This window comes from Shewanella sp. SM20 (genome assembly GCF_025654545.1).
GTDB classification, from domain to species: domain Bacteria; phylum Pseudomonadota; class Gammaproteobacteria; order Enterobacterales; family Shewanellaceae; genus Shewanella; species Shewanella oncorhynchi.
The window spans coordinates 12,978-29,689 of the sequence record NZ_JAKKRK010000034.1 but is presented as its reverse complement, the minus strand read 5'-3'; the positions used below and the strand labels follow the sequence as shown (position 1 = coordinate 29,689).

The 16,712-nt window shown below is 47.1% G+C and carries 12 protein-coding genes; 9 read left to right on the top strand and 3 right to left on the bottom strand.

Annotated elements, in window-relative coordinates; translation table 11 throughout:
* Positions 1 to 119 precede the first annotated feature (119 nt).
* Positions 120 to 1,211: a hypothetical protein gene (locus tag L5M18_RS14730; RefSeq protein WP_263197508.1), complete on the top strand. Its 1,092-nt coding sequence runs from the start codon at positions 120 to 122 to the stop codon at positions 1,209 to 1,211.
* Positions 1,212 to 1,327: 116 nt separating this feature from the next.
* Here the strand turns inward: L5M18_RS14730 and mtnC are convergent, their stop codons facing one another.
* The gene (mtnC, locus tag L5M18_RS14725; RefSeq protein ID WP_105253037.1) at positions 1,328 to 2,008 is read right to left on the bottom strand and encodes an acireductone synthase; all 681 of its coding nucleotides are present in this window, start codon (positions 2,006 to 2,008) and stop codon (positions 1,328 to 1,330) included.
* A gap of 381 nt (positions 2,009 to 2,389) precedes the next feature.
* On the opposite strand from mtnC, the gene L5M18_RS14720 reads away from it, so the two are divergent.
* Positions 2,390 to 2,821 (top strand): hypothetical protein, encoded by a 432-nt coding sequence (locus L5M18_RS14720; protein ID WP_113941233.1) that lies wholly within the window; start codon positions 2,390 to 2,392, stop codon positions 2,819 to 2,821.
* Positions 2,822 to 2,828: 7 nt separating this feature from the next.
* On the opposite strand, the gene L5M18_RS14715 is transcribed toward L5M18_RS14720, so the two are convergent.
* The gene (locus tag L5M18_RS14715) at positions 2,829 to 4,652 is read right to left on the bottom strand and encodes a glycerophosphodiester phosphodiesterase (protein WP_263197507.1); all 1,824 of its coding nucleotides are present in this window, start codon (positions 4,650 to 4,652) and stop codon (positions 2,829 to 2,831) included.
* Between the two features lie 693 nt (positions 4,653 to 5,345).
* On the opposite strand from L5M18_RS14715, the gene L5M18_RS14710 reads away from it, so the two are divergent.
* The 3 genes from L5M18_RS14710 (at position 5,346) to L5M18_RS14700 (ending at position 7,400) form a co-directional block, all read left to right on the top strand.
* Positions 5,346 to 5,618 (top strand): hypothetical protein, encoded by a 273-nt coding sequence (locus L5M18_RS14710; protein WP_263197505.1) that lies wholly within the window; start codon positions 5,346 to 5,348, stop codon positions 5,616 to 5,618.
* Positions 5,619 to 6,094: 476 nt separating this feature from the next.
* Positions 6,095 to 6,655 carry a MarR family winged helix-turn-helix transcriptional regulator gene (locus L5M18_RS14705; protein ID WP_105250938.1) on the top strand — a complete coding sequence of 187 codons (561 nt, stop codon included), beginning with the start codon at positions 6,095 to 6,097 and terminating at the stop codon, positions 6,653 to 6,655.
* Positions 6,648 to 7,400, top strand: a complete 753-nt coding sequence (locus tag L5M18_RS14700; RefSeq protein WP_263197503.1) for a siderophore-interacting protein — start codon at positions 6,648 to 6,650, stop codon at positions 7,398 to 7,400. Before L5M18_RS14705 ends, L5M18_RS14700 begins: the two co-directional genes overlap by 8 nt.
* A gap of 97 nt (positions 7,401 to 7,497) precedes the next feature.
* Here the strand turns inward: L5M18_RS14700 and hutI are convergent, their stop codons facing one another.
* Complete coding sequence (hutI, locus tag L5M18_RS14695) at positions 7,498 to 8,724, bottom strand: imidazolonepropionase (RefSeq protein ID WP_263197502.1); 1,227 nt, start codon at positions 8,722 to 8,724, stop codon at positions 7,498 to 7,500.
* Between the two features lie 173 nt (positions 8,725 to 8,897).
* Between hutI and hutC the strand changes: the two genes are divergently transcribed.
* The 4 genes from hutC to fdnG all read left to right on the top strand — a co-directional run bounded on the left by hutC (position 8,898) and on the right by fdnG (position 16,712).
* Positions 8,898 to 9,605 (top strand): histidine utilization repressor, encoded by a 708-nt coding sequence (hutC, locus tag L5M18_RS14690; RefSeq protein WP_011791225.1) that lies wholly within the window; start codon positions 8,898 to 8,900, stop codon positions 9,603 to 9,605.
* 155 nt (positions 9,606 to 9,760) lie between these two features.
* Positions 9,761 to 11,428, top strand: coding sequence for a urocanate hydratase (gene hutU, locus L5M18_RS14685; RefSeq protein WP_113941241.1), 1,668 nt, complete (start codon positions 9,761 to 9,763; stop codon positions 11,426 to 11,428).
* 52 nt (positions 11,429 to 11,480) lie between these two features.
* On the top strand, positions 11,481 to 13,022 hold the full coding sequence (gene hutH, locus L5M18_RS14680) for a histidine ammonia-lyase (RefSeq protein ID WP_263197501.1): 1,542 nt from the start codon (positions 11,481 to 11,483) through the stop codon (positions 13,020 to 13,022).
* A gap of 675 nt (positions 13,023 to 13,697) precedes the next feature.
* The gene (gene fdnG, locus L5M18_RS14675) at positions 13,698 to 16,712 is read left to right on the top strand and encodes a formate dehydrogenase-N subunit alpha (protein ID WP_263197500.1); all 3,015 of its coding nucleotides are present in this window, start codon (positions 13,698 to 13,700) and stop codon (positions 16,710 to 16,712) included.

The window sequence follows — 16,712 nt, the reverse complement described above, 5'->3', positions numbered from 1 at the left end:
GAGATAGCCAAAGTGACCAATATACCGAGATTGAGTGGCACAGTTGCCAACACTGTGCTTTGCACATTACAGTGGCAAATGTTGCCCGTCTTACTATTTCAATGGAATGTAAAATAATAATGAATTTAATCGGTTACATTGGGACGGCTCGCCAATACTTGCGAAAGCTCAGTTTACCATCACTGAGTGAAATCCGTTTAGGTTTGGGCAAGTTCTGGCGTTGTCTTATCCTAGGGGTTGCTAAGTTATCCTTTGCGCAAAAGCTGTATCTTATTGCTTTGATATTGGCTTTTAGTAGCGAGTTAATGGGGTTGGTCGCTGTGATTGCCGTAATCGCTATGGCCATCGAGTTTTGGCCTGTGTTCGAGCGGGTTTGGCATAGTTTGGCGGGCAAAGCTGTGTTGTTGCTGTTTTATGCGATGATTGCCAACTTTGCTTTGGGCTGGTCTGGCGCGATAGTTAACGAAGTGGTTGGGGTCTCAGCAAGCGATCTCAATTACACCCATAACTTAGCGATTCTACTCTATATGCCCGCTTGGTTTTTGATGGTAAGCGCGATTGTGCTGCTGGCATTGCAGTTGATTATTCCTATCTATTTAATATTGATCTTTTTGCTTAAACCTTTAGGCGTCAAATCGTTACGGCTTACCTCGCATACTTCATTCCGTAAAACGACTTTTTTGATCCGTATCGTGCTAGCGACTGTGGTTTTGTATCACTTGAGCCTGTTAATTGATTTAGAGACGCGCATTGAAACCTCATTTGGCAACTTTATTACCTCTCCCCAAGAAGCCGCTAAGCATGCGCCTCGCGAGCCTAAATCGGGACGGTTGCCGGATGCGACCGATGTGCTGACGGTACCGATTGTAGAGCTAACTCAGACTGCTCTTGACTCTGAAAGCGATAAATCGAGCAAGGCTGAGAATAGTAATGATGACGGCGAGCTGGAAGAGGAAGAGCGCAAAAAGGCCTACGCCTCGGTGCGAACTCAATATCAGTACTTAGTGCGGCAATGGCTAGCTACGTTCGCATTTTCACTTGAAGCCAATGGCCGCTCGCGTTGTAAAAAGCCTGCCGAGTCGAATGTGATTGAATTAAATGATTACGAGATTTTGTTGATCACACCCGATAAGAATGCGGATTATGGTTATCGTTTTGAGGTGGAAAAATGTATCTCGGCCGCGTTTCCGTTGGCGGTGAAGGGCAATTGAGTCAATTAATAAAAAAGCGACCACAAGGTCGCTTTCGTTTTATCGGCTAGCTTGAGCTGACTATCGTGTTATTCAACCATCACGTTATTCAACCATCACGTTATTCAACAATCGCATTATTCAATCAGCAGCTCATCGAAGCTGCTGATTTTGCGGAACTCGCCAGTGCGTTGCTTGCTGTCGCGAACCATTTGGCAGGTCATCATGCCCGCAGCGTCGGCAGCCTTTAATTCTTCAATAACATCAGACACAAACAGTACTTGTTTGGGGCTTAAACTGATGGTGTTGAGGATATTGCAGTAAGCCTGCTTATCTAATTTGTTGCCCGTGCGAGTGTCGAAATGGCCGTTAAACATTTCAGTTAAATCGCCGCCGTCACTGTGGCCGAACAACAGTTTTTGCGCGTCGACAGAGCCGGATGAAAAGCTGTAAATACGCAGATTTTGTGCGCTAAAACGTTTCACCGCTTCAATAAAGTCCGGGAAGATATGGCCCTTAAATTCGCCATGGGCATAGCCTTGCTTCCAAATTAACCCTTGTAAGGTTTTAAGTGGCGTAGCTTTACGGTCTTCGTTGACCCACTGTTGCAGGATCTCAGTTACACGCGCTAAGTCAGCCTCCGGCTCTAGGGCGATATCTTTAGTGTCACAAATACAGTTTTCAACCAATACATTGTGTTGGTTCTGTTCTAAAAAGTCTGGCAAGGCTTTGACAGAATAGGGGAATAGTACATCTTGGATAAAGTTTAGGTCTGTCGTGGTGCCTGCTGTGTCTACGACTATGGCTCTGATACCCATAATGTTTTGATACTCCACAATATGTTGGCTAAAAAATGCAACTCCGATCCTAAGCGTTATTGGTGAAATTGGCTAGTCTATTTCACCCAAACACATGGGCAAATTGTGGGTGATATCACTAAGCGATAAGATTGAAATTTGATTAATCTAGTAATTTTAAAAGCTTATCCATTGATTATCCGAGAAAACACTAACTTGATACTGGATTTCATCTCGTTTATTGTGCACAAGTTTGTGGTAGACATAAGACTATGGTCTTAATAGCTAAGGGAAATTTAGGCTGCTATTGTAGTTAAAGTCTCTTTACTCCGTTATACCTTGCATGCTGTGGTTTTCGGGAGACGAGACAGCATATTTCACCTGCGAATAGAGAGACCTTACATGAAATATTTACCCGCACTTGGCTTTGGTATCCTATTAGCCTTATTGAGTTTTATCAGCTTCTCATTGGTTGCCAGCGCGGGTTATATGTTGGACATGTTGAGTGCGGTGCCTCACATCTCGCATAACAGTGTGGAGTATCTTTTGTTGGCGGCTCATGATGCGAGTTTGCTGATATTGCTTGCAGGTTTAGTGCTTTATGCTTACCACAGGATCTTTCCTAAACTTCCCTTCGATTGGTTTACCGCTGTGCTTATCCAAATGCCCCTTGGCTTGGCGGTACTGGTATTAGATGGTTTTACTTTAAACCTGTTTTCATTCAAAGGTTTTGCACTAACGTTGACCACTTTAGCCGCTTCATTTGGGGTGCTAAGCCTCTTTTGGTTGCTTCAACGCAGAGCTAAGCGCTTCGAGGCGAGGTTGAGTAAATAAGCAGAATCTACAGAACATAGCGTAGGCGCAGCGCCGTTTGTTCAACAGGGGATAACGCGAGCCACTGTTCTCGGATTTCCACGGCTTCCTGCGGATAGTCGGTAATGAGTACATCGGCTCCCAGCGCCAACATGCGCAGCATTTGCCGTGGATTATTTACAGTCCATACATGCACTTGCTTACCTCCTTTGTGTGCCCGGGCGATAAATTTTTCGTTAGTAATCGATTGATTGACCGCTAAGAATTGTGTATTCGCCTTAATGGGATCGCCAATGGATTGAGTGACGATAAGGCCAGTGTGAATGGAAGGGTCGAGTCGTTGAACTTCTTCAATGGCTCTTGCTTCGAGCGATGTAATCACCACTTGTTGTGTCATTTTCTCTTGTTGCAATAAGGCGACAACGGCCTGCGCTAAGCTGGGATCGGCTTGATTATATTTAAGCTCAATGTTCAAACCGATTTTGTTGCGTGCCTCATTAAGCATCTCTAGTAGTGTTGGTACGGATTCTCCTGCAAAGGTGGCACTGTGCCAGCTCCCCGCATCAAGTTGTTGCATTTCACTCGCACTGAGGTTAGCAACTCGTCTGGGATCGCCCGCTATGCGCATCAAATCAGCATCGTGCAATACCATTAAGGCGCCATCGGATGCCGTTTGCACATCGATTTCGGCATAATCCGCCTTTTCTGCAATCGCTAAACGCAAAGCCGCAAGGGTATTTTCTGGTGCCCTAGCAGCGCCAGCACGGTGGGCAGTAATCAGGATGTCATCCCTTTGTGGTTCACTATTGAGTGCATATGCCCCTAATCCCAACATGATTAAAAAAGTGCCGACCAATACCCCGCTTATCGTATAAAGCGACAGCTCAGACGTTCTTTTTACCGTTTGTCGCCCAAGGCGTTCTAACCCTGCGGGTTTTTCTCCCAGTTGGCGGTATAACAGTAAGATGATAAAGGCTTCGCCAAACATTCCGAGTAAGGACCATGCCGCACTGAGCATAAAAATCAGTGCAGAAACCAGGGCCAATATGGCTAATTCTGCCGAAAGTGTCAGCGTAACCCTATCGAGTAAAGTATCGGCTCCCCAGGAGATCAGCAGTATTAAGGGATACACCAAAGCACCTATCCTCAGCCACCAACCCGCAGCGTGCCACATAATCGGGCGTTCATTACCTGCACTTAATTGCCAACTGCGTTTGAGTGCCGTCAAAGCATCGGTCGTTTCACTCACAATAATCGTCAGTGAAAAGGCCGCTTTGGCCCACAGATATAAGGCAACAAGGACATAGATTATCGCTAAGAACGCCATACTCGTTAAGGCGAGATACCAGTCTATAGGCTTGAAATACAAGTAGTAATTGATGTCGTGTCCCTGTAGAAACACGCTAAAAATCAGATATCCTAACCCGATAAAAGGTACGCTGAGCAGCAATAAGCAAGCCGCATAAATGCTACCAAGGCGAATAAATACGGGTAAGCGCGCAGTTGCGAAAATCAGCGCTCGCACTGGGCCAATGGGAATATCGTATAACCCAGATGCTGCGAGAATCGTGACTCCAGCACGTTGGGTAAAAAACACGGTAAAGCTACTGAATAGAGTAATGACCATAAATAGCAAGCCATAGGGAGACATGGCAAAGGCGATTAAGTCGTAATTGGTGATGGTGACATTGCCCGTTTTGGCTATCAGATGGCGCAGTAGCCAGCCAAAAGACGGGACGATAATACCCGCCGACACTAAAGCGAATAACAGTTCAAATTCAATGAGTTTTCTACCGCAGCGACGAATGGCTTTAAGCGTGTCATGCCAGTAACTGTGTTCAGGATTGAGCATGCAGCTTCCTTAATCGTGCGAGTTTAGGACTGTAATTTAGCAGCGTTTCAGGTTGACGGTTAGTCATTCGTGTAATGTTTTGAGCTGGTGAGTCAGTTGTTATTATCCATAAAGCAATAAATACACTGATTATTTCAAGTTTCCGAGCTGCGCCTATGTCGGGTCGTTTGTCATTGAGCTTTCTTCAAAGTGTAATAATAGATAGCTCGTTAAGTTGGTTCACTCGATTTAGTATCGTCGCCAATTTTATTGGTATCGCAATCTTTCTCTATTTTAAACATTGGGTTGGGTATATTCGGCTGTGAGTGTGCTAATAGTGATACCTTCTATCCTATTCTTATTTTGATATTTAACATGTTTTAGTGAGTCGACTTTATAAATAAATTACTTATCCCAGAAGTGCACGATATCGCAGATTAAGCCTTGTCTATGTTTTGTTGCTTATTCAACATTTTGATTTTTTGCGGATAAAAATCAAAGTCATGTGGTATCAACTTGCTGATTTATATAGGTAAGACCTGCGTATACATGTTTGCCTCGTTAAAATCCGTGAATCAGATTTACCTCGTCTGGTTTACATACTAAAATTTCACGCAATTTACCCGTGTCAAAGGGATTGCGTTGGTAACAGTCGTTCTTTTATGTAGTTCTACATGATAAGAATTTGCTTATAAATAAAAGAGTAGTAATAAATTGTCTTATAAAAAATTTAATGCATTTTTGAACGCAAACATGCGGGCCTTTGAAATGGTTGGTGTTCTAATGCGCATATTTAGTTTCTCACTTGTCAGTTGGCTTGGCCCTGAAAGTCCTTTTATGTTTGTTTGGATTTTCAACACAATAGATGCTGTTTTGCTAACATGGTGTGCCGCTTTACGCAAAGATGCCGCTTACACGTTACTCAATGGTTTTTGGATTTTGATTGGTATTGTAGGGATCGCAAGAGCTGGCGGATTGATTCACTAAGTTTTCTGGTTCATGTCAGTGAATTACTCTACCCCAGACTGATTCATCACACCGCCAAAACATGCCCTTAAGCCCTGTTATCGGGTATTGGAGGGCATTTTTTTACCCTAAAATGAATCAAATTCATTAAGAACTGATTCAAGCCATCTTAATGACGCCACATTATCAACATAACGAGTTTGTGATGGTGGCGCAGTTTCTTGAAACGCAAATTGCATAAGGCTAATGGTTAAATTAGATCGTTAATATGCGCGGGAGTTGATGAGATTAAGCACTGGCATGTAAGGGACCGTTCGTGACAGGGATGTCACGGTCGAGCCCTCAAGGATGAGTTTATGGCGCGTCACTGGAAAGCCAGTGCTTAATCATTTTCTGATTATTTGCACATTGCCGCACATTCAGTACAGGGTTGCTTAGTTGACACAATCAACTAATCTCGATATTGTTGATACAGTCAACTATATCGAGAGCCTTCTATGTCGTCATTGTCACTCAGTGAAACTTTACACAGATTAGTGCATGCCTACAAAAAGCAATTGCGTAGCGATATTGCTGCACAAGAGATTGATTTACCTGTCACTCATATCCGAGCCTTGAAGGGCGTGTGTCGCAATCCTGAATCGACAGCCCAGTCTATCGCCCTGCGTATGCAGCGGGATAAAGCACAAATTACCCGTGTTCTTAATGAGCTACAGCAGAGCGGGTTGATCACTAAAATCGATAACCCTAAGGATGGCCGCAGCCAGTTACTGCGACCCACGGCTGAGGGGGAAAAGATCATGACTCAGATCAATGCCTCAGAACGTAAAACCGTGGCGCGCATGACGCAGGCGCTCAGTTCAGACGAAGTTGATACTTTTATTAAACTTGCCAATAGGATCAGTAAAAGTGTGGATGATGCCGCTGCCGCCAAAAGTGAAACTGATTGCCTTACTCAAAAAAGACCATCTAGTAAGCCAAAAGATACGGCTGTAAAAGGAGCCATTGAGTTGCGCTTAACGGCAGAAAACGCAATAGGAGAAAATCATAATGAATAAACCTGCACCACGTGAGCTAGAAGTGATCCGCTCGACTTATATCACTCCGCATATGTTACGCATCACCTTAGGCGGTGCGGGATTGGCTGGATTTCCTGTCGATCAAGAGAGTGCCTATATCAAGTTGTTATTCCCACAAGCGGGTGAGCGTCCATTAATGCGAACTTACACTATCCGTCAGCAACGCGATGATGAAATCGATGTGGATTTTGTGCTGCACGATACCGACGGCCCCGCATCGAGTTGGGCGAAAACGGCGCAGGTGGGCGAACTCATTCAAATTGGCGGACCCGGACTTAAAAAACTGATCAACTTTGAGGCGGATTGGTTTTTACTCGCAGGTGATATGACAGCCTTGCCCGCCATTAGCGTGAATCTGGAAAAATTGCCAAACAATGCAGTGGGTTACGCTGTGATAGAAGTGCTGAGTGAAGCTGATATTCAACCTCTGGTGCATCCTGAACATGTCGAGCTGCATTGGGTGATCAATCCTGAAGCCGATCCCGAAGGTCGCCCTTTGGTTGAGCGAATTGCCCAATTACCTTGGCTTGCTGGCGAGCCAGCCGTATGGATTGCCTGTGAATTTAATAGCATGCGCGCGTTGAGAAGGCATTTTAAGCAAGCGCATTCATTGCCTAAGAGCCATTTTTATACCTCGAGCTATTGGAAAATCGGTTGTAATGAGGGCGAGCATAAGCTGGTAAAACAAGAAGATGAACAGTTAGAAAATGGGGCCAGTGTTTAAATCAAGATAAGGTCGCCAAGTTTGATTTAGCGACCTTATCTAACCTTTCGCTTATGCCGTTTTTGCTGCTGATGCACCTATTATTGATGGATCTATGCTACTGGTGAACTAGCTTGCCATTCTTCACCACATCTTTGCAGGGATTGACGCCGTAGGAATAGGCTAATTGCGCAGGCGTGGCGATATCCCACAGACAAAAATCGGCTTGTTTGCCAACGACTAAACTGCCAACAGTGTCTTCAATTCCTAGTGCTTTGGCGGCATTTAAGGTGAGTCCTGTTAGGGCTTCTTCTGGTGTTAAGCGGAACAAGGTGCAGCCCATATTCAGCATCAACAGGGTTGAGCAAATGGGGGATGAACCTGGGTTAAAATCGCTGGCGAGTACCATAGGTACGCCGTATTGGCGTAATAAATCGATAGGTGGTTTTTGGGTTTCCCGCAAAAAGTAAAACGCGCCCGGCAGCAGTACGGCGCAGGTGCCGCTTTCACTTAAGGCTTTTACGCCTGCCTCATCTAAATATTCGATATGATCCACAGACTTAGCACCAAGACGTGCGGCCAGTGCGCTGCTACCCATATTAGTTAACTGCTCGGCATGGAGCTTAATCTCTAAGCCCGCCGCTTTGGCTGCGCTGAGTACCCGTTCGGTTTGCTCAAGGTTAAAGGCGATATTTTCGCAGAATACATCCACTGCATCGGCAAGATTTTCGGCGATCACTGCGGGTAGCATCTTATTGATAATTAAGTCGACATAGCCGTCGCTATTGTCTTTATATTCTGGCGGAATCGCATGGGCGCCAAGGAATGTGGTCTTCACATCTACGTGGTGATGCTTGCCGAGCTCGCGGGCGACACGCAGGATTTTCAATTCAGTTTCAGTATCTAAGCCGTAACCCGATTTGATCTCAACCGTAGTCACTCCTTCTTTGGCCAGCGCGTTTAAACGCTGACGGCCGAGTTCAAATAATTCTGCTTCATCCGCTTCGCGGCAAGCTTTAACGGTTGAAATAATGCCGCCACCTGCACGAGCAATTTCTTCGTAACTGGCGCCCTGTAGGCGTAACTCAAATTCATTGGCGCGATTACCGGCAAAGATTAAGTGGGTGTGGGCGTCAATTAATCCTGGGGTGATCCAGCCGCCTTTGCCCCTGTAAACGGGAATTGACAAAACATCGAAGGCGGGCAGTTCGCTGCGGGGGCCAAGCCAAGCAATTTTACCATCTTTTACTGCGATGGCCGCGTTGGTGATCGCACCATAAGGTGCTGATACGGAAGGGTCCATTGTGGCTAAGTTAACGTCTATCCAAACCTGATCCCAAGACATGTATTCCCCTCGCTGTGCTGGCAGATGTTAACCAAGTGATTAACGGTTTATTAAATTTATGTGAGCTGGCTTGTATTTACTTGTATATACAAGCTAGGATTGTAGCCGCAATTTTGAACGTTTGAAAGAGTGAATAGTACCTAGATTCTAGCGCTTTATATTGAGGAAATGTTTTGGCTACTCCTAAGTTTGCAGAAATTAAGCAATACATTATCTCCTCTATCGAGTCGGGTGAGTGGGAAGAACATGCTCGCGTGCCTTCTGAGAATCAGCTTGCCGATTTGTTTACCTGCAGCCGAATGACGGCGCGACGTGCGTTAACCGAACTGACGGATAGCGGTGTGCTTGAGCGTTCTCAAGGGCTAGGCACCTTTGTCGCAGGGTGTAAATCCCAGTCGTCTATGTTGGCGATCCGCAATATTGCCGATGAGATAAAAGACCGCGGCCACGGCTATAGCGTGCAGCAATGGGTGTTAGAACAAGTCGTGGCGAGTACGAGTATCGCAATTTCCCTTGGACTTGAGCACGGTGCGACAGTATTCCATTCGATCTTAGTGCATTGCGAGCAGGGCTTACCGTTGCAAGTTGAAGAGCGTTATGTGAATCCCGAGTTGGTGCCCGATTATTTATTGCAGGATTTTACCCAGCAGACACCCCACGAATATTTGTCCCAAGTGGCACCGCTGACCGAGGCGCATCACACGATTGAAGCGATTATCGCCAGTGAAGAATTACAGCAAAGGCTCGAAATCCCCGCCACTGAGCCCTGTTTACAGATTTTACGCCGCACTTGGTCACGCCAAGGCGTCGTGAGTTTCGCAAAATTAGTTCATCCAGGTAGCCGTTTTAAACTCGGCGGCCACTTAACCTTTAGCAAGTAACGCCAGTGGCGTGATTAACAGATGTAAATCAGTAACTTTGATAGCTGTACCCTTATAAGTTAAAAGATAAAAACACAATAAAAACAATAGTGCTAACCCGTATTAGCGACTTAGCGAATACGAGTTAGCACCACAGGTTGAAAGAGGAAAATTCAATGGATAAGCGCCACGACCCAAGCCGCCGTATTATTGCACCGCATGGCACACAATTAAGCTGTAAGAGTTGGCTCACAGAAGCGCCAATGCGTATGTTAATGAATAACTTACATCCCGATGTCGCCGAGCGCCCAGAAGACTTAGTCGTCTACGGCGGTATCGGCCGCGCCGCCCGCGATTGGGATTGTTATGACAAAATCATCGAAGTCTTACAACGCCTCGAAGACGACGAAACCTTATTAGTGCAATCGGGCAAACCTGTGGGTGTATTTCGCACCCATGCGGATGCACCGCGCGTACTGATTGCTAACTCAAACCTAGTGCCACATTGGGCGAACTGGGAACATTTCAACGAGTTAGATAAGCTAGGTTTGGCCATGTACGGCCAGATGACGGCGGGTTCTTGGATCTATATCGGCACTCAAGGCATAGTCCAAGGCACTTACGAGACCTTTGTGTCGGTCGCAAAACAGCACTTTGAGGGTATCTCTAAAGGCAAATGGATCCTCACTGGCGGGTTAGGTGGCATGGGCGGCGCACAAACGCTGGCGGGCACTATGGCTGGCTTCTCGGTGTTAGCCTGTGAAGTCGACGAGACCCGCATCGATTTCCGCCTGCGTACTCGCTATGTTGACAAAAAAGCTACTTCGCTCGATGAAGCATTAGCCATGATTGAAGAAGCAAACCAAGCTGGCAAGCCAGTATCCGTTGGCTTACTGGCGAACGCCGCCGATGTGTTTGCTGAATTAGTTAAACGCGGCGTTACCCCAGATGTGGTGACCGACCAAACCTCGGCACACGATCCATTAAACGGTTATCTGCCGCAGGGCTGGACTATGGCTGAGGCTGCGGCCATGCGTAAAACCGACGAAGCGGGCGTAGTGAAAGCGGCGAAAGCCTCGATGGCGGTGCAAGTACAAGCCATGCTCGACCTGCAAACCGCGGGTGCAGCCACGCTCGATTACGGTAACAACATTCGCCAAATGGCGTTTGAAATGGGCGTTGAAAATGCCTTTGATTTCCCAGGTTTTGTACCTGCTTATATTCGCCCACTGTTCTGTGAAGGCATTGGCCCGTTCCGCTGGGTGGCGTTATCTGGCGATCCCGAAGATATCTACAAAACCGACGCTAAAGTCAAAGAACTGATCCCAGATAATCCACACCTGCACAATTGGTTAGACATGGCGCGCGAGCGTATCGCCTTCCAAGGTCTGCCAGCGCGTATTTGCTGGGTTGGCTTAAAAGATCGCGCTCGCTTGGCGTTAGCTTTCAACGAAATGGTCAAAAATGGCGAGTTGTCGGCGCCCGTGGTAATTGGTCGCGACCACTTAGATTCTGGCTCTGTTGCCAGCCCGAACCGCGAAACCGAATCTATGCTGGACGGCTCAGATGCAGTATCCGATTGGCCATTATTGAATGCACTACTCAACACCGCCAGCGGCGCAACTTGGGTATCTTTACACCACGGCGGCGGCGTCGGCATGGGCTTTAGCCAACATTCGGGTGTGGTCATTGTGTGTGACGGCACCGATGCGGCGGCAAAACGGGTTGGCCGCGTGTTGTGGAATGACCCAGCGACAGGCGTGATGCGCCATGCCGATGCGGGCTACGAGATTGCGAAAAACTGCGCCAAGGAGCAGGGCCTCGATTTACCTATGCAAGACTAACCGATGCTAACGACTCAATAACAATAATAACTAAAAGCTTGGAGCTAAAAATATGAAATCTGTGAATCACTTAGTGTTAACGCCAGGCAGCTTGAGCCTAGCGCAATTGCGCGAAATCAGCCGTCATAAGTTGACACTGGAACTCGCACCAGAGGCCATTACTGATATCAACACCAGTGCGCAAATCGTGCAAAAAGTGTTGGATGAAGGCCGCACCGTTTACGGCATCAACACGGGCTTTGGCTTGTTGGCCAATACCAAGATAGCGCCCGAAGATCTGCAATTGCTGCAACGTTCTATCGTGTTGTCACATGCCGCTGGCACGGGGCAATACATGCAAGATGCCACAGTGCGCTTGATGATGGTGTTAAAAATCAACTCGTTAAGCCGTGGTTTTTCAGGCATTCGTTTAGAAGTGATTAACTTCTTAATCAGCTTAGTGAACGCCGAAGTTTATCCATGCGTGCCAGAAAAAGGTTCAGTCGGCGCCTCGGGTGACTTAGCGCCACTGGCGCACATGTGTTTGCCTATGCTGGGTGAAGGCGAAATGAGCTATCGAGGTGAGTTAATTTCTGCCGCCGAAGGTTTAGAAATCGCTGCTCTCAAGCCAATCGATTTAGCGGCCAAAGAAGGACTGGCCCTGCTTAATGGCACGCAAGCCTCGACTGCGCTGGCGCTGGAAGGGTTATTCCACGCCGAAGACTTGTTCGCAGCAAGTTCTGTGATCGGTGCCATGAGCGTCGAAGCGGCTATGGGCAGCCGTAGCCCGTTTGATCCTCGCATCCATGCGGCGCGTGGTCAGAAAGGTCAAATCGATTCGGCCATGGTCTTCCGTCATCTACTGGGTGAAGAGTCTGAGATAAGCTTAAGTCACGCTAACTGTGAAAAGGTGCAAGATCCTTACTCACTGCGCTGTCAGCCACAGGTGCTGGGTGCTTGCTTGACCCAAATTCGTCACGCGGCCGATGTGTTAGGCACAGAGGCCAATGGCGTAACCGATAATCCACTGGTGTTCCAAGACACGGGCGATATCATTTCGGGCGGTAACTTCCACGCCGAACCCGTGGCTATGGCGGCGGATAATTTGGCGATTGCGATTGCTGAACTGGGCTCCATTGCCGAGCGTCGTATTGCACTGCTAATCGATTCTAGCCTGTCAAAATTGCCGCCTTTCCTGGTGAAAAACGGTGGCGTTAACTCAGGCTTTATGATCGCCCAAGTGACGGCGGCGGCATTGGCGTCTGAGAACAAGACCTACGCTCATCCGGCATCAGTTGACAGCTTGCCAACATCGGCTAACCAAGAAGACCATGTTTCTATGGCGACCTTTGCGGCGCGTCGCTTGCGCGATATGAGCGAAAATACCCGTGGTGTACTGGCAATTGAATTGTTAGCGGCGGCGCAGGGTCTAGATTTCCGCGCGCCTTTAGCCCCAAGTGCTGCAGTGGCTAAGGCTAAAGCCGAATTACGTGAAGTTGTCGCTTATTACGATAAAGACAGATACTTCGCGCCAGATATCGAAGCCGCAACAGATTTGTTGTATACAGCGAGCTTTAACACTTATTTGCCAGCAGGAACGCTAGCCAGCTTTTAGGTGTTTGTTTTAGTTTAATGGCTGAACAGGTGTTTACTCCGCGGGAATAGGCTGCACTGAGGCGCTTTTGTTATCGCGCCCAGATTTTGCGCCTCAATGTGCTAAAAATAAGCGTTAAAAGGCAAAATTTAAGGTGCAGGCAGATTGCTTGTGCCTTTTTCTTTGGTTTTTATCTGTTTTTCCTCGATCTTTGTCTTTGCCATTTTGGTGTGTTTAACACCGCAGACTCTGCACTTTTTGCCCTAATCTTTACATTGTCAGTTTTTGTGGCTGTCTATCCATCTAGAAACCGTTACCTTTGTGTTTTTATCCGCCATCATTATGCATATTTGAATGCATTTTATCATTTTTAATAACCATAACTCTATAATGTGGGACAATATGGGGTTGTCATGTTGGACAAATTGTCTTTTGCGGTTTATTGGTTTTTAATTCCTATTTTTGTGCTTTTATCATTGATAAATGGTCTTTGATGCTTTGTTGTTAATGTTTTTTGGAGTTAAGTTCTGTGGTTGTTTATTTGAGATCTTGATCTCATGTCATTATTTGTTATCTATTTCTTCTTTGGGGATAATCTTAAATTAAGTGTGGTCTTTAGTAGGACTCACTCAATCGGTTGCCATTTTTACCACAGCAACCACTAGACTCATAACGACAAGAGTGTGAGAGGACGCAATGAACAGACGCCAGTTTTTTAGACTGTGTGCTGCCGGAGCTGCCACCTCAGCAATTTCAGCGTTGGGATTGATGTCCGAAAAGGCCTATGCGGCCGTTCGAGAATTCAAACTCATTAGCGCGAAAGAAACCCGCAATAACTGCTGCTATTGCTCAGTGGGTTGCGGATTGCTGATGTACAGCAAAGGAAGTAACGGCAAAAACGCCGAACAAAGTATTTTCCATATCGAAGGGGATGCAGACCATCCAGTCAACCGCGGGGCCTTGTGTCCTAAGGGTGCTGGTCTAGTGGATTATGTGAACAGCCCTAATCGTCTTAAATATCCTGAGTACCGTGCGCCAGGCAGTAATGAATGGACTCGTATCAGCTGGACTGAAGCTTACCAACGCATCGCCCGTCTGATGAAGAATGACCGTGATGCTAACTTGATTGAAAAGAATTCTGCTGGGATGACGGTTAACCGTTGGCTTAGCACTGGGATGATGACCTCGTCGGCGATGCCGAATGAAGGCGGCTATATCACCCAGAAATTTGCACGGGCACTGGGCCTAGTTGCAATCGATACTATTGCGCGTAACTGACACTCTCCAACGGTAGCAAGTCTTGCTCCGACATTTGGACGTGGTGCCATGACCAACCACTGGATCGATATTAAAAACTCTAATTTGATCATTATTATGGGCGGTAATGCTGCAGAGGCTCACCCTGTCGGATTCGGCTGGGTTACAGAAGCTATGCAACATAACAACGCTAAACTTTTGGTGGTCGATCCTCGCTTCACCCGTAGCGCCGCTGTGGCCGATTACTATGCGCCGATCCGCTCGGGCACAGATATCGCCTTCCTGCTCGGGGTGATCCGCTATCTTATTGAAACCAAACAAGTGAACTACGACTATGTGAAGGCTTATACCAATGCCAGTTACATAGTGCGCGAAGACTTCTCCTTTAGTGAAGGTCTGTTCAGTGGTTTCGATGAAGAAACAGATAGCTACAATAAAGAGTCTTGGTACTACGAGTTAGACGAACAGGGTTACGCGAAAATCGATCCTAGCTTCGAACATCCACGCTGTGTGTGGAACTTAATGAAGCAACATGTAGAACGCTATGACTTTGAAACAGTAAGCAATATTACCGGTACGCCGATTGCGGACTATGAGATCGTTTGCCAACAAATTGGTAGCACTCATACCCACGATAGAGCCGCGACCTTTATGTATGCCTTAGGTTGGACTCACCACAGTAAAGGGGCGCAGAACATTCGCTCTATGGCCATGGTGCAGTTGCTGCTGGGTAACATTGGGGTGTTGGGCGGTGGTGTTAACGCTCTGCGCGGACACTCGAACGTGCAAGGCGCGACCGATATGGGTTTATTGTGTCAAAGCTTGCCCGGTTACCTCAAGTTGCCGAACGAAAAAGACATTAATCTTAAAACCTATCTCCACAACTATACACCTGTCGCTCTGCGTCCGGGTCAAACCAACTATTGGCAAAATTACCCTAAATTCTTTGTTTCGCAAATGAAGAGTTTTTGGGGCGATAACGCCACGGTTGAAAATGACTTTGGTTATGACTGGTTGCCGAAATGGGACAAGCAGTACGACTTTACTAAACACTTAGATATGGCTTTCCACGGCGAAGTGAATGGCTACATTATCCAAGGTGTTAACGCCATTAACTCTATGCCAAACCGTAATAAGGTACTCAAAGCCTTGAGTAATCTTAAATACATGGTGGTGTTGGATGCCTTGGCAACGGAAACTGCAACCTTCTGGCAAAATGCCGATGGCTTCAATGAAGTCAATCCCGCTGAAATCATGACGGAAGTGTTCCGTTTACCTACGACGTGTTTTGCCGAGGAAGAAGGTTCCATCGTCAACTCTGGCCGTTGGATGCAGTGGCATTGGAAGGGAGCTAACCCGCCGGGTGAAGCCAAGCCAGATGCTGAGATTCTCTCCGGCGTCTTAATGGCAATGCGTGAACTGTACAAACAAGAGGGCGGTAAACTGCCTGAACCAGTGCACGCGATGAGCTGGAATTACCACAATCCTCACTCACCGCACGCTGAAGAAATCGCTCGCGAGCTTAACGGTAAGGATCTCGTGACTCGACGTCAGCTCAGTAGTTTTGCTGAACTGAAAGCTGATGGTAGTACCGCCAGCGCCTGTTGGATTTATGCGGGTTCTTGGACCGAAGAAGGCAACTTGATGGCTCGCCGTGACAACCATGATCCTTCCGGTAAAGGTGTTACTCCGGGTTGGGCATTTGCTTGGCCAGCAAACCGTCGTGTGCTGTATAACCGCGCTTCTTGCGATATCAACGGCAAACCTTGGGATCCAAAACGCACTATCGTCGAGTGGGTTGACGGTAAGTGGCACGGTATCGATGTGGGCGACTTCAATATGAAGTTAACACCACAGGAATCCGCTGGCCCCTTCATCATGCAACCCGAAGGTGTGGGTCGTTTCTTCGCCCTTAAATTATTGGCCGAAGGTCCGTTCCCTGAGCACTACGAGCCGATGGAGTCGCCTATTGGGTTGAACCCGTTACACAAGGTCACCAGTAACCCTGCGGTACGTATGTTACCGGGTGTGAAGGAAACCTTAGGTTCCTATAAGGACTTCCCTTATGTGGCAACTACTTACTGTGTAACTGAACACTTTAACTTCTGGTCTACGCATGCTCGTTTAGCTGCGATTTCTATGCCTGAAACCTTCGTCGAAATCGATGAAATGTTAGCGGCAGAAAAAGGTATCGCCAATGGGGATTGGGTCACTGTCAGCTCTAAACGCGGCAGCATTGAAACCAAAGCCTTAGTGACTAAACGGCTACAGCCGTTAAAGGTAAATGGCCAGTTAGTCCATACCGTCGGGTTACCCCGTCACGGCAGCCATAATGCGCTCACTCGTAAGAGTTACTCCTGTAACGTACTCACCACGGAAGTGGGGGATGCAAATACACAGGTGCCTGAGTTCAAAGCATTTTTGGTTAACATCACTAAAGCGGAGGGGATCTGA